At 41.4% G+C, this 13,874-nt stretch carries 11 protein-coding genes and 1 riboswitch; of the genes, 9 read left to right on the plus strand and 2 right to left on the minus strand.

Features of this window, described 5'->3' with window-relative positions; genetic code table 11:
* Nucleotides 1-9 precede the first annotated feature (9 nt).
* From AT864_RS04495 to AT864_RS04510, 4 genes are all read left to right on the plus strand, one after another.
* Entirely contained in the window at nt 10-792 is a 783-nt protein-coding gene (locus tag AT864_RS04495) for an ABC transporter ATP-binding protein (RefSeq protein WP_066146956.1), read from the plus strand.
* Nucleotides 792-1,532 carry an ABC transporter ATP-binding protein gene (locus AT864_RS04500; protein WP_066146958.1) on the plus strand — a complete coding sequence of 247 codons (741 nt, stop codon included), beginning with the start codon at nt 792-794 and terminating at the stop codon, nt 1,530-1,532. Before AT864_RS04495 ends, AT864_RS04500 begins: the two co-directional genes overlap by 1 nt.
* A 22-nt stretch (nt 1,533-1,554) precedes the next feature.
* Nucleotides 1,555-2,739, plus strand: coding sequence for an ABC transporter substrate-binding protein (locus tag AT864_RS04505; protein WP_231734593.1), 1,185 nt, complete (start codon nt 1,555-1,557; stop codon nt 2,737-2,739).
* Nucleotides 2,740-3,146: 407 nt separating this feature from the next.
* A complete protein-coding gene (locus AT864_RS04510; RefSeq protein ID WP_231734594.1) occupies nt 3,147-3,563 on the plus strand; it encodes a PaaI family thioesterase in 417 nt (138 codons plus the stop codon).
* Nucleotides 3,564-3,657: 94 nt separating this feature from the next.
* Here AT864_RS04510 and AT864_RS04515 read toward each other — a convergent pair whose 3' ends face one another.
* Entirely contained in the window at nt 3,658-5,802 is a 2,145-nt protein-coding gene (locus tag AT864_RS04515) for an ATP-dependent Clp protease ATP-binding subunit (RefSeq protein WP_066146960.1), read from the minus strand.
* A gap of 202 nt (nt 5,803-6,004) precedes the next feature.
* Here AT864_RS04515 and AT864_RS04520 point away from each other — a divergent pair, with 202 nt between their 5' ends.
* A complete protein-coding gene (locus AT864_RS04520; RefSeq protein ID WP_066146963.1) occupies nt 6,005-6,739 on the plus strand; it encodes a FixH family protein in 735 nt (244 codons plus the stop codon).
* A gap of 325 nt (nt 6,740-7,064) precedes the next feature.
* On the plus strand, nt 7,065-8,093 hold the full coding sequence (locus AT864_RS04525; protein WP_066146965.1) for a hypothetical protein: 1,029 nt from the start codon (nt 7,065-7,067) through the stop codon (nt 8,091-8,093).
* 154 nt (nt 8,094-8,247) lie between these two features.
* On the opposite strand, the gene AT864_RS04530 is transcribed toward AT864_RS04525, so the two are convergent.
* On the minus strand, nt 8,248-9,864 hold the full coding sequence (locus tag AT864_RS04530) for a methyl-accepting chemotaxis protein (RefSeq protein WP_066146967.1): 1,617 nt from the start codon (nt 9,862-9,864) through the stop codon (nt 8,248-8,250).
* Nucleotides 9,865-10,016: 152 nt separating this feature from the next.
* On the opposite strand from AT864_RS04530, the gene AT864_RS04535 reads away from it, so the two are divergent.
* Genes AT864_RS04535 through AT864_RS04545 form a run of 3 tightly spaced genes read left to right on the plus strand, consistent with a single transcriptional unit; the run spans nt 10,017 to nt 13,758 of the window.
* Complete coding sequence (locus AT864_RS04535; protein WP_066146968.1) at nt 10,017-11,531, plus strand: spore germination protein; 1,515 nt, start codon at nt 10,017-10,019, stop codon at nt 11,529-11,531.
* Nucleotides 11,532-11,545: 14 nt separating this feature from the next.
* Nucleotides 11,546-12,625, plus strand: coding sequence for a Ger(x)C family spore germination protein (locus tag AT864_RS04540; RefSeq protein WP_044746703.1), 1,080 nt, complete (start codon nt 11,546-11,548; stop codon nt 12,623-12,625).
* A gap of 23 nt (nt 12,626-12,648) precedes the next feature.
* Nucleotides 12,649-13,758: a GerAB/ArcD/ProY family transporter gene (locus AT864_RS04545; RefSeq protein WP_066146970.1), complete on the plus strand. Its 1,110-nt coding sequence runs from the start codon at nt 12,649-12,651 to the stop codon at nt 13,756-13,758.
* A gap of 68 nt (nt 13,759-13,826) precedes the next feature.
* Nucleotides 13,827-13,871, plus strand: a riboswitch (PreQ1 riboswitch).
* Nucleotides 13,872-13,874 lie beyond the last annotated feature (3 nt).

Raw genomic sequence — 13,874 nt, forward strand, 5'->3', positions numbered from 1 at the left:
GAGGCAGAGATGTTGTTAGAAGTGCGAAATGTGACAAAAAAATTTGGAGGGGTAGTGGCTAATAAAGATGTTAGCTTTTCTATCGAGCAAGGACAAATTGTAGGGCTCATTGGTCCAAATGGCGCAGGGAAAAGTACGATGTTTAATATGGTTTCTGCGGTATTCCCTCCAACAATAGGAGAAATTGTTTTTGAAGGGAAAAATATCGAGAAGCTTCCTAATTACGAGGTAAGCCGTTTAGGGATTGCCCGTACATTTCAAAATATTAAAATTTTCAAAAACATGACAGTTATTGAGAATGTGATGGTTGGGCTCCACATTCATACAAGAAGCAGCATGCTTTCTGCCGCTTTCTTTTCTCCGAGAACGAGAAAAGAAGAACAAATTTTATACGAAACAGCTATGGAATATTTGAAATTTGTAGGGCTCGAAGGACTATATGATCAAATGTCGAGCAGCCTTCCACTAGGGGCTCTTCGACTTTTAGAGCTTGCTAGGGCATTGGCAACAAAACCAAAGCTGTTATTGCTTGATGAAATTGCGGCAGGATTAAATCATAAAGAGACAAAGGAGATGGCAAGATTAATCCAACAAATCAAAGAGAAGGGTATAACCGTTTTTATCGTTGAGCACGACATGGATCTAGTGATGAGGATATGCGATAAAATTATCGTTCTTGATCAAGGAAGCAAAATTGCTGAAGGGACACCAAAGGAAATTCAAAATAATGAGGATGTTATCAGTGCCTACTTGGGAGCTGATATAGAGGAAAAAGCAGGGGAGGGAGCGTGATGGAACAACAGTCGGTTATTGATATTCAAAAGGTATCAGTGAATTATGGCCCCATTAGAGCATTAGACGAAGTATCTTTGACAGTGAATGAGGGAGAGATTGTGGCTTTAATCGGTGCTAACGGAGCGGGCAAGACAACATTGCTACAAACGATTTCAGGGTTGCTGACACCAGCTGGCGGAAAAATTTATTTTTACGGTGAAGACATCACCTCACTAACTGCCGAAAAGATTGTCAGAAAGCATTTGATTCATGTTCCTGAGCACCGGAAAATTTTTACTACTCTGTCTGTATTGGATAATTTGCATTTAGGTGCCTTTCATCATTATCGAAAATCAGGACGAAAAGAAATGGAGGAAAACTTAGAAAAAGTTTTTGCGTTGTTCCCTATTTTAAAAGAGAGACAATTACAATTAGCTGGTACGTTATCAGGGGGACAACAACAAATGTTAGCGATTGCTAGAGGCTTTATGTCTAAGCCGCGACTGCTTCTGTTAGATGAGCCAACTTTAGGATTAGCGCCAATTGTCGCAGCAGAGGTTCTTCGACTGATTAGAGAACTGAAAAAAGAGTTCGGAACCACTGTATTGCTGATTGAACAAAACGTTGTTGCATCATTAAAAATAGCCGATCGCGGATACGTTATTTCGCATGGCAAAATTGTAAAATCAGGAATATCACAAGAATTGTTAAACGATAAGGAAGTTAAAGAAGCTTATTTAGGCCAAGCGATCTCATAAAAAATTGATAGGGGGAGAGGGAATGATGAAAAAAAGGTTTTTGCTCATATTCGTTTTGTCTGTGTTTCTTTTTATTGCTGCATGTAGCAGCAAAGAGGAGAATAGCGGTCAAGGAAATAAAAAAGCTTCTGAATATGTGATAGGGGCCATTTATTCTAAAACAGGACCCAATAGCCCTCTTGGCGAGCCGGAATGGAATGCAACACAATTAATCGTTGATAAAATCAATGCTGAAGGTGGAATTAACGGGGTGCCTATCCGCTTAATTTTAGCAGATGATGAATCAAATCAGGAAAAAGCGACTCAAGAGATGAATCGTCTTGTTCATGATGAACAGGCGCTAGTGGTTTTAGGATCGTCTGGAAGTGGCGAAAGCTTGGCGATGAAAGGAATTGCTATGCAGAATCAAGTTCCCATGATTTCAGCAGGAGCAAGTGTTCATATTATTGACCCTGTACAGGAATCTAAATGGGTCTTTAAAACACCGCATTCCGATGTTCATGCTGTTCAAAGAATTTATGAGTACCTTAACAAACAAGGCATTAACCGAATTGGTACGCTAACAGATTCAAATTCATTTGGAACTAGCGGATTAGAGCAATTGGAAAAATTGGCTTCAAAATACGATATTGAAATTACAGAAAAAGAAAGCTATAACACTCAAGATCCAGATATGAGTGCACAGCTGACGCGTATTAAAAGTTCAGGAGCGCAGGCGGTTGTAGTTTGGGGAACAAACCCAGGTCCTGCGGTGATTGCTAGTAATATGAAGAAGTTGAATATGGCAATACCGATGATCGGAAGCCATGGTATAGCAAATCAAAATTTCATTAATTTAGCGAAGGATGCAGCGGAAGGCGTTGTTATTCCCACAGGAAAGCTATTGTTTCCTGAGCAAATTCCTAAAGATGATGCTCAGTACGAAGTGATCACATCTTTCCACAAAGCATATGTTGAAAAATATGGGAATGAACCAACCAACTTTGGAGCATATGGGCATGATAATATAATGCTTGTCATTGAGGCATTGCGTTCCGGTGCCACTGATCGCGAGTCTATTCGTGATTTCTTAGAAAACAAAGTGAAGAATTGGGTTGGGGCAACAGGCATGTTCACTTTTTCTCCAGATGATCACAATGGCTTAACTTCCGATAGTATGGTTATGGCTGTTGTCAAAGATGGAAAATGGACGCTGCTTGAGAATTAAGAAAGCGAATAATTTTATTATTGTGATGTAAAACATGGAGTTAGATGATATATAGTAAGGACCAATAAGTGCTATGCTTGAATCCGTGTTTAATGGGGATGAAAGAGGAGACAAGGAGCGTATGCGTAACTATATTTCTGATATTCAGGAATTTAATTGAAATTATAAATGAAATGTGAAGATTTGCTGAATGGTCTTTGAAAAGTTGCTAAATGAGAGAAAGCTGTGGATCTGCCTTTAGCTATGGATTCACGTGATAAAAGCTCGAACGACACCGCTTTCAGACTAATAAATGGGTCTGGAAGCGGTTCGTTGTTAGGATACAAAAACGACACGAGCTTCATATTGAAGATATAAAGGTTAAAAGGGTAAGTTTCATCTATTATAATTAGCGGGGTGAATAAAAAATGATGGAAGAACTTATAAAGAAGATGAAGGAAGACCCTTTCGCTCGATATTTAGGTGTTTCTATTGATGAAGTTAGACAAGGATATGCGCAAGTTTCAATGGAAATTAAAGACCATTTGTTGAATTTTAATGGAAGCACAAATGGTGGTGCGATTTTTTCTTTAGCGGATATAGCTTTTGCCTGCGCCAGCAATTCCCATAATCAAATCGCTGTTGGAATTACGATGACCATGCATTACATCAAAGCGAGCGTCGTGGGCGAAAAGCTGATAGCCGTTGCACAGGAAGAAACGGACCCACATCGTCTCGGATTATACCGGATTGTTGTTTTGAATGATAATGAGGAGATTATTGCTCTCGCCGAAGGGATGGTTTATAGGAAGAAAGGAACAGTTGTTTCTGTTCCTACACAATAAAATGAAAGAGAAATCCTGGATTCCACAGAGAAATAAAAAATAGAGACTAGTCTCAAAAAGGATGTTTGAATGCCCTTTTGAGACAGCCTCTTCTTTAATTTATTGATCGGGCGACGATGCGCTCGTTTTCAACTGTAATTTGAATTTTTTTCACTTCATCCTGATCAAGAAGTAAGTCAGCCACTTGATCTTCGATATGCTCTTGAATGGCCCGGCGTAACGGACGAGCTCCGAATGAAGGATGGTAGCCGATTTCAGCAAGCTTTTCCTTCGCTTCCTGCGATACTTCAAGCTGAATGCCCTCATCTTTTAAGGTTGTTTGCAGCTCAGCAAGCATTAACTCAACAATTTGTAGCATGTGCTCTTTTTGCAGCGCTTTAAATTCAATAATGGCATCCAAGCGATTTAAAAACTCCGGTTTGAAGTACGCGCTTAGAGAGTCGAGAATGCTTGTTTGGCCAACGCGATTTTCTTTTTCAAAGCCGACTGTAATTTTTTTATCGGTAACACCGGCGTTGCTTGTCATAATAATAACGGTATCCTTGAAGCTAACTGTGCGGCCTTGGCTATCTGTTAAACGCCCGTCCTCTAAGATTTGCAAAAAGATGTGTTGCACATCAGGATGGGCTTTTTCAATTTCATCAAGCAAGATCATGCTATAAGGATTGCGGCGCACCTTTTCTGTTAGCTGTCCCGCTTCTTCGTGTCCAACGTAGCCAGGAGGTGAACCGATTAATTTCGATACAGAATGCTTTTCCATATATTCGCTCATATCTAAACGAATCATGGCGTCTTTTGAACCAAATAGCTCCTCTGCCAGCGTCTTTGTCAGCTCTGTTTTACCGACTCCTGTTGGGCCGACGAAGAGGAAGGAGCCAATTGGCCGGTTTTTCGCTTTTAGTCCAGCCCGGCTGCGGCGGATCGCTTTAGCCACTTTTTTCACCGCTTCTTCTTGTCCAATGATCTTTTTCGCTAAGTTTTCTTCCAACTGCTTCATTTTTGTTTTTTCATCAGCTTGGAGCTTGCCGACAGGGATGCCCGTTTTTTCTTCGATTAATTGCTGAATATCAGCAACATCAACAATCGGTGTTTCATCAGCTTGCTGGTTTTGCAGCTGTTTTTCTAATCGGAGCTCTTCAGCCCGCAATTGAGCGGCGCGTTCATAATTTTCTTCCGCCGCTGCTTTTTCTTTTTCCTTCGCTAAAAAGGCCAATCGTTGTTGAATATTTTTTTCATCTGTTGCAGCAATGCGTAAATTGGCTTTTGAGCCAGCCTCATCTAATAAATCAATGGCTTTATCCGGCAAAAAGCGGTCTTGAATGTAGCGGTGCGATAAAGCTGCACACGCTTGAATCGCTTCATCCGTATATTTTACGCGATGGAATTGTTCATATTTTTCTTGGATTCCTTTTAAAATATGGATGGCTTCGTCCACTGTTGGCTCATGAACAATAACAGGCTGGAAGCGACGTTCAAGAGCAGCATCTTTTTCAATTTGTCGATATTCTTTTAATGTCGTTGCTCCAACAACTTGAAGTTCGCCGCGGGCAAGAGCCGGCTTCAGAATATTGCCTGCATCCATGGAGCCTTCAGCAGAGCCGGCTCCGACTAGCAAATGAATCTCATCGATAAAAAGAATAATATTTTTTCGCCGTTGCAATTCGGCAATGAGCTGCTTCATTCGCTCCTCAAATTGCCCGCGAATGCCAGTATTGGCTACGAGAGAAGCGACATCAAGCAAATATACTTCTTTGTTTAACAGTTTTTCTGGAACGCGTCCTTCCGCAATTTTTAAGGCTAATCCTTCGACGATCGCTGTTTTTCCGACACCCGGCTCTCCAATCAGCACAGGATTGTTTTTATTGCGCCGGTTCAAAATTTCAATGACTCGTTCAATTTCTTGGTCGCGGCCAATGACTGGATCGATCAATCCGGCCTTTGCTAACTGGGTTAAATTGCGACCAAATTGATCTAAAAAGCCGCCGCCTCTGTGCGATGGCGTCATTGGTATTGGATTTGCCGAAGAAGAGAATGCTGAATCGGCCGCCAGATTTCCTGAAAAGAACGAATCTAGCGGAATGGACGGAAATGTTCCGAATTCAAAATTCATTGGAATGGTCAATTCTTGTTTTTGTTTTGTATAGCACTCATGACAAAGCTGCAACTGCTTTTTTTCATGATTAATTTGCATCTGAACGAATACGGTTGCTTTGTGTTGCTGACATAATTGGCAAAGCATGAGGCATAACCTCCTTTTTTGACTTTGACTATATTTGACTTTAACTTTATTATAATTTGACCTTTTTTGACTTTCAAGAGGTTTTTATAAATTTTTTGTGCGATTGGTGAAATGTTTTTGAAAAAAATGTGAACAATGATTTGTAGCTAGAAAGAGGTGTGATATAGTGGACAATGAGAGAAGAAAGAGGGGGAACGTGAAGATGAAAGTTTATATTCGCTTGATGCTTGCCATGATGGTGGTGTTATTGATTTCGGCATGTGGCCAAACGAAAGATCAATCGGCTGATGAACCTGCCATTTTAGATGTAAAAATAGATGTGAAGTCGCCAATTGAGCTTCAGAAAAAAACAGAAATCGCTTGTATTGTTACATATGGAAAGGAAAAAGTGAACGACGCGGATGAGGTGAAGTTCGAAATTTGGAAGCAGGGAAACGACCAGCATGAAATGATTTCAGCCAAGAGCAAAGGAAATGGAAAATACGCTATTGAAAAAACATTTACCGAGGTAGGGACATATTCCGTTGTAGCCCATGTTACAGCTCGCAATATGCATAATATGCCCAAAACAGATGTGATTGTAGGTGACAATGCTGGTTCCGCATCGGAGCATGAAGAAAGCGGTTCTGACCATTCGCACCATGACGATGCTGCTGGTGTGGCTGTAACGTTGCATCCACAGATGTTTACAGTCAACAAGGAGGAACCAATTGTAGCCGATATTGCGTATAATGGCCAGCCACTTACGGCGGCAAAAGTTCGTTTTGAAATCTGGAAGGACCAGATGAAGCATGAGTTTATCGATGCGAATGAACAAGGCAGTGGAAAGTACCAGGCGAAAACGGTATTTAAAGAAAAGGGAACGTTTTCAGTTAAAGTGCATGTCGAAACGAACGAATTGCATGAACATCAAGTAAAGCAAGTGATGGTTCAATAGAAAGGAAGCCCCAAAGGCTTCCTTTTTTCTATTTTCTTTTCGTCTTTCTTTGTCCTTTTTTTCATATATATAACCAAGCATATTAGCGAACTGATCAAACCAAATCCACGGCTCATTCCACACTGTTCTGCCATTGCTTATAAGCAGCCTGCAATCGAAATGGAGATAGCGTTTAGGGCGATGGCTAACGGCTGGATTGCTGGGCTCGAAGCTTTGATTGAGGAGAGGGGAGAAAAGCTCGGTGCTCAGCCTCGTGAGCTTGTATTTTCAATAAATAATGGATTGCCACGATAAGCTTAGGGAAAAGAGAGACAGGGGGAAGAAAATGATTAAAAGATGGCTGGCAGCTTGGCAGATTGCTGCTGTATACGTAGGAACTGTCGTTGGAGCGGGATTTGCGACAGGAAAAGAGATTATTGCTTTTTTTACACAATACGGAAAAATTGGAACGATGGGAGTTTTGGTTAGCGGTTGGCTGTTTGCATGGCTAGGAATGCGGATGATGATGATGGCGAGAGCGCTGCGGGCTTCCTCGTACAAGCAATTGAATGATTATTTGTTTGGCAAAACGGCCAGCACATTCGTTACGTTCATTATGACGATCATGATTGTTGGCGTGACTTCTGTGATGCTATCAGGAGCAGGAGCGTTATTTGAGGAGCAGCTCGGATTGCCGAAGCCTCTAGGGATGCTGGCGACGATCGTTCTTGTGTTTGCCGTGATGCTTTATGATGCAAAAGGCTTATTTGCCGTGAATGTGTTCGTTGTTCCGATGATGATCCTATTTAGCTTTGTGCTTTTAGGGAAATTACTGCTTGGGGGAGAATGGTGCGGTCCTTCTAGCTCCTCTCCTTCCTCTTGGAGTGCTTTTTTCTCGCCTCTTTCCTATGCGGCCTTTAATTTAGCGATGGCGCAGCCGGTTCTTGTTCCGCTCGCCTCTGAAGCAGAGGACGATCGAGTGGTCAAGTGGGGAGCGTTGCTTGGCGGGATATTGCTAACGAGCATTTTATTGAGCAGCCACTTTGTTTTGCTGTCTTTTCCGCATGTATTGCGTTATGAAATTCCTATGGCTGAAATTGTTCGCACGTTTTTTACGTATTTTTATTGGTTGTATTTATTCATTATTTATGGCGAGATTTTTACGTCCATCATTGGTGGAGTATTTGGGCTGCAGCGACAGTTTCAGGCATTCTCCTCGACGTTGTTTTTGGCGATTTTGTTTTTGATTTTGTATACGATCAGTTCATTTCGCTACGGATCTTTGCTCTCATTCTTATATCCTTTGTTTGGATATATCAGTCTTTTGTTTCTTGTTTTGCTTTTGTTTCGCAAAATTCCTCAGACGCCAAAATAGGATGCGGCAAAAATCTGCTTTTCAAAAAAATGAAAGGCTTGGCGGTGCAGCCAAGCCTTTTGGTTTTAAAAAAGATAGGGCATTTGTGCGATTCGCTCAGCTCAGATAATGGGCGTTTTTAGCCGTGAAGCGTTCGACAAACGGTTAGTATAAACTAGGAATGCTGGAAGCGGGTGACGATTTGTTGCAGCTGTTGAACAGAGGTGGATAAAACAGCGGCATCCTTGGCCAGTTCATGAATGGCAATGGTTTGCTGTTCCAATCCTGAAGTTGTTTCATGAACCATATTGGTAAAATCTTTAGCAATGCTATGCACTTCTTCGATCGTTTGTTTTAATTCATCACCATGGTTCGTAATCTGCTCCACATGATTTCGGCTACGCAGCAGCAGGTCATTCATTTGTGAAAAAACTTGCAAAAATGATTTCATCGCTTCATTTGTTTTTAAAAAGGAATGCATAGTGGTGGCAGCGGTTTGCCCGTTTTGCTGAACCGCTTCCACTGCACGATCCAGCAAATGCCTCATCTCTTGCAACGAAGATAAAATTTGTGCGGAAAAGGTGTTAGTGTTTTCCGCCAGCTTTCTGACTTCTTGAGCGACAATGGCAAATCCTTTTCCAGCTTCTCCAGCTCTTGATGCTTCAATCGAAGCATTTAGCGCAAGCAAATTTGTTTGCTTGGCAATCGCTGTAATGGCCGAAACAATTCCCACGGCTTGATTGGCTTCTTGAGAAGCGGAGTAGATGAGCGAAGCCGTCTCTTGCATATCATGCTGCATCCCATCCATTTGCTCTTTTGTCAATTCAAGCAAGCGGCTTCCTTGGCGCATCGATTCCGTTACTTCTCTCGCATGGTTAACAACGCTTTCAAACTCTTTTTGCATATCCCATACTTCTTCAAGCATTTTAGTGACAAATTGATTGGCATGTTCTACTGATGCGGTTTGCTGCTTCGCCCCTTCGCGGAATGTTTCCATCGCAGCGGCAATTTCGTCAAACGACTCTGAAAGGCGTCTCGTTTCATTTGTTTGCTGCTCGCCTACTTTGCTTACGGTTTGGGTAGCTTTGGCTAATTCTGCTAAAATCGTGCGCATACCTAGAATCATTTTGTTAAGCTCATACCCAATTTGATGAAATATCGTTCGTTTTTGAACTGTCTGTACTTGCGCGTCAAGATTTCCTGACGAAACGGTGCGAGTGACATAGTACCAGTGGCGGCATTCTTTGATGATCGCTCGATAAAGGAAGGTATGGAGAATAAGGCTGATTACGATCGTTAAGCTACAAATGAATAGTGGCGATAAAGAGAGCAGTTGAGCGATAAAAAAGCTGATGGTGGCCGGAATGGCCGATAGACATGCTAATTGAATTTGCAAAGTAGACTGATAAGATAATCTGCCCATTCGCAAATTTAATCGCTTGCCTGTGCTGTCTATGTATAGAGGGCAACTTGCATCGATGAGCAGCTCACCGGTATCACGCTTGTACGCTTGCAGAAGCGGTTCGGTTGTTTGAGCAGCTTTTTGACCAACTTCATCAGAAAACGTTCGGCCTTCGCGCAGCCGATTCGTGTGGACAATGGCATAGCCTCTTTCATCAACGATAACAAAATATTCATCATGCTGCAGCTGTTCATCAAGAAATGAGCGAATGCGATCCATTTGCTGTTCAAGAGGCTTGGTTTTGTCTATTTTTTGCCGAATTTGTTCAGACACTTGAACAACTTTTTTCAGTGCATCTTGTGCCTCTTTCTTTTTGAGTAGTCGATTCATTATGTCCCCCTCCGTTCTTATTTCTTTCAATATATACTGAAAATTTAGATTTATCAACCTAGGAAAAAGGATGTCTATGCATAAAACAACAAAATCAAGGGAGACTAGCAAATAAATGCTTGTTTGATTAATGAAGGCTTGAGGGGATGACCATGTCTATTTTTTCATTTATGTTTAAAAACGGTAAGCAGCAACAAGTAAAAACGCTGCCGCAATTATTGCAAATTTTTAAGCAATCGAGCGACTTTGCTACGGTTGAATTCCAGACAAACGGATATCATTTTTGCATTTCTTATTTTGATTCATTGATTGATCCAAAGCTCTTGCAACAGCAGGTGATTTGCCGGTTGCAGCGGGATTTATCGTCTTATGCTTCTCTTGCTCTGGAAGACTTGCAGCAAATTATCCCTGTACAGCGAATCGAGGTGACGGCAGATGTTGAGATGATTGAAGCAAAGCTGCTAAAGGGATTTGCGATGATTCAGCTGAAAGGAGTCGCGGACCACTGCGCCCTTGTTAATTTGGCCAGCGAAAATCTAGGATTACGGCCAAATAATGATTCGGAAAATGAGTTTAGCGTGGTCGGTCCAAAAGTAGGATTTGTTGAGAATATTGGAACTAATTTACATTTATTACGCCGCCAAATTGTGACTCCTCATCTTGTCTTTCGGGAATTAACGATCGGTTCGATGTCACAAACGAAAGTCGTTATTGCTTATATTGATGGAATTGTTAATGAACAAACATTACAGACTGTCGTGCAGAGAGTAAGTGAAATCGAGTTTGATATTATGTTTGACACATCGCTATTTGAACAAATATTATCAGACAATTCTTCATCTCCTTTTCCTTCATTTGTATCAAGTGAACGGGTGGACAAAATCGTATATGCGTTAATTGAAGGAAGGGTTGCGATTTTTTCCGATGGCTCTCCATATGTCATCACAGGGCCTTCGACGTTATTTGATTTTTTTACCTCTCCGGAAGATTATTATTTGCCGTGGCTTCTTGGTTCATTTTTTCGCTTGATTCGAATGATCGGAGTCATGTTTTCGATTTTGGCATCCCCCATTTATGTGGCGGTTTTAACCTATCATTATGAAATGCTTCCGAAGGATCTGCTGGGTCCGATTATTTTTTCTCGTTCCAACGTTCCTTTTCCGCCGATATTAGAAGTGTTGTTTCTGGAAATTACGATTGAGCTTTTGCGTGAAGCTGGGGCGCGCCTGCCTACAAAAGTAGCCCAGACCCTGGGGATTGTCGGCGGTATTGTCATTGGGCAGGCGTCCGTGGAAGCGGCGCTTACAAGTAATATTTTGTTGATTATCGTCGCATTAGGCGCCCTTGCTTCGTTCACGACGCCAATTTATAAAATGTCGAATACGATTCGGTTTATTCGGTTTCCGATTATTTTATTTGCTGCCTGCTGGGGAGGAATCGGCATTGTTTTCGCCGCCTGTTTGCTTCTGATTCATTTAGGCAAGCTACAGTCGTTCGGAAGTCCTTATCTCGTTCCTCTATATCCGTTTCGGGTTAAAGATTTTGCAGACAGCTTTATTCGTTCTCCTTATCATTTGACCGTAAAACGTCCAAGTTATTTACGGCCTTTGACATTATGGAGATATGATCCAAAAAAAGCGAAGAAGAAAAAAGATATTGATGAGTAGAAGAGGAGATGCTGATGAAACGAGCTCTCTATTTCATGTTGGTCGCTCTCTTAGTGCTTTCTGGATGTAAAAGCTCCCGCATCGTTGACCAAATTCAAATTATTCATGCGATGGGGTATGATGTGAAAAATGGCAAATACACAGGGACAGCCATCTATCCGACATTTAAGCAAGGACCGATGACGAAGCCGGACATTTTAACGACGGAATCATCGACGACGTATGATTTAATTCCGCGGCTTTCGTCGAAATCAGCCTTGCCGATTGAAGAAGGGCAAATACGGCTTGTGCTTTTTGGACAACAGTTTGCTAAGCAAGGCATTGCCGAAATCGTTCATAGCTTAGCAAGGAACAACAAGGTGGGGAGTCATTTGCAGCTGGCGGTCGCCAAAGGCGATGCGGAAGAACTGCTGCGCATCACCGCTGAAACGACATTGAGCGATACGCTCTATTTATCCAATCTCATTGAACAAAATATTCGTGAAATGAATTTGCCGAAGACGAATTTGCACATTTTTTTATACAATTACTTCGGCAAAGGACGCGATCCATTTTTGCCCTATTTAGAAAAAAAGGGAGATACCGTAAAGCTGGAGGGGCTGGCTTTATTCAAATATGGCCATTATGTTGGGAGAATTGATTTACGGAAATCGTTTCTTGTTAAGCTGTTATTGGATGAAACCAAAAATGGTGTTTATCAGCTGCCAATTTCACAAAATGAAAAAAAGGGGCGAGTTTTATTAGAAAATTTGTTTGCCCATAGTCATTATTCACTGAAAAAAGGCAGCTCTCCAGTGATCGATATTCATCTTCGCATTCGTGCCTCTATTCGCGATTATCCAATGTGGCTTGACCTTTCTGGACAGCGTTCCTTCCAGAAGGTGAGCGAGCAGATGGAAAAGAAGCTTAACCAAGATATTAAGAATTTGCTTTCATTCTTCCAAAAGAAAGGTGTCGATCCGCTCGGAATTGGTGATTTTGTGCGGAGCAAGACGAGACATTGGGATGAAGAAGCCTTTTATAAGCAATATCGACACTTGCAAATTCGCCCGCATGTAAAAGTTGACATTGTTCAAACAGGCATTGGTGAGTGATTGCATTGGAAAGGGGGAGTGTCATGCAGCAGACAGAGCATGAACGCTTTCATATTTCTCCGTTTTTTGTATTTTTTACGATTCATTGCTCGCAAATAGGAGTAGGAATTTTGAGCCTTCCCAATCTTCTCAATGAAGAGACGGGACATGACGGATGGATGAGCGTCATCATCGCTGGAACGATCATTCATATTTTGATATGGATGATTTATAAAATTTTTAAATCGGCCGGGGAGAATAAAGATGTCATTCAAGTGAATGTACAATACTTTGGCAAATGGATCGGAAATATGGTAAATGTAGTCCTGCTCGTTTACTTTTTTTCGTTCGCTTTAATTGTGATGCGGATCTATACGGAAATTATTCAGGTGTGGGTATTTCCGTTGATGGGAGCATGGCAGTTCTGTCTCATCATTTTAGTGCTAACGTATTATACGGTTTCCGGTGGATTCAGAGTTGTAGTCGGCTTATGCTTTTGGGGAGTTATGATCCCTCTTCTTATCATTGTTCCTATGCTAGTATTTCCGCTTGAATATGCTCATTATCGCAATTTTTTGCCGATCTTTGACCATTCTGTGCTTGAGGTGATCAAGGGGGCCAAAGCGTCGACGCTTGATTATCTCGGCTTTGAAATGATCCTGATGTATTATTCGTTTGTAAAAAATGCTCCTCAATCACATAAATGGGCGCAATGGGGCAACGCATTCACCACCTTTCTTTATTTAATAGTGGTTTGTATTGCTATCGTTTTTTATAATGAAGAGCAAATTCGGCATATTATATGGCCAACATTGACACTAGCAAAAATCCCGGAAATTCCATTTATTGAACGGATGGAGTATATTGTCATTTCAACTTATGTCATGGTTATTTTTCCGATTATTTGCTTAGCTGTTTGGTCGGTCACACGCGGATTAAAACAAATTATTTCGTTAAAGCAACGCATCTCATTGCCGATTATTTTACTTTTGCTATTTATTTCCTCGTTTTTTTTCACTAAGCGGGCTCAGATTGATCAATTTAGCAATTTAGTCTCAACCGTTGGCTTTTATGTGTTGATGGCCTATATTCCATTTTTATGGATCTATGTGTCAATAGCCAAGTTGTTTAAATCTAAAGCTAGTGCAAAATAAAGAAATGTGATATAGTATGAAAGGAAAAAATGATGGATAGAAGAAATCCGCCCGACTGTCGTATCGGTGCGGGAGAGGTTCTAGAACAACCCTCTATAAAAAACTAGGGAAGGCTA

Origin of the sequence: Anoxybacillus sp. P3H1B, from assembly GCF_001560855.1 — a bacterium.
Classification (GTDB): domain Bacteria; phylum Bacillota; class Bacilli; order Bacillales; family Anoxybacillaceae; genus Anoxybacteroides; species Anoxybacteroides rupiense.

Excerpts from the sequence above, each read along its gene's own strand:
- AT864_RS04500 (WP_066146958.1), top strand. The coding sequence starts at position 792 with ATGGAACAACAGTCGGTTATTGATATTCAAAAGGTATCAGTGAATTAT.
- AT864_RS04540 (WP_044746703.1), top strand. The coding sequence starts at position 11,546 with ATGAAACGAGCTCTCTATTTCATGTTGGTCGCTCTCTTAGTGCTTTCT.
- AT864_RS04510 (WP_231734594.1), top strand. The coding sequence starts at position 3,147 with ATGATGGAAGAACTTATAAAGAAGATGAAGGAAGACCCTTTCGCTCGA.
- AT864_RS04530 (WP_066146967.1), bottom strand. The coding sequence starts at position 9,864 with ATGAATCGACTACTCAAAAAGAAAGAGGCACAAGATGCACTGAAAAAA.
- AT864_RS04525 (WP_066146965.1), top strand. The coding sequence starts at position 7,065 with ATGATTAAAAGATGGCTGGCAGCTTGGCAGATTGCTGCTGTATACGTA.
- AT864_RS04515 (WP_066146960.1), bottom strand. The coding sequence starts at position 5,802 with ATGCTTTGCCAATTATGTCAGCAACACAAAGCAACCGTATTCGTTCAG.
- AT864_RS04545 (WP_066146970.1), top strand. The coding sequence starts at position 12,649 with ATGCAGCAGACAGAGCATGAACGCTTTCATATTTCTCCGTTTTTTGTA.
- AT864_RS04505 (WP_231734593.1), top strand. The coding sequence starts at position 1,555 with ATGATGAAAAAAAGGTTTTTGCTCATATTCGTTTTGTCTGTGTTTCTT.
- AT864_RS04520 (WP_066146963.1), top strand. The coding sequence starts at position 6,005 with ATGAAAGTTTATATTCGCTTGATGCTTGCCATGATGGTGGTGTTATTG.
- AT864_RS04535 (WP_066146968.1), top strand. The coding sequence starts at position 10,017 with ATGTCTATTTTTTCATTTATGTTTAAAAACGGTAAGCAGCAACAAGTA.
- AT864_RS04495 (WP_066146956.1), top strand. The coding sequence starts at position 10 with ATGTTGTTAGAAGTGCGAAATGTGACAAAAAAATTTGGAGGGGTAGTG.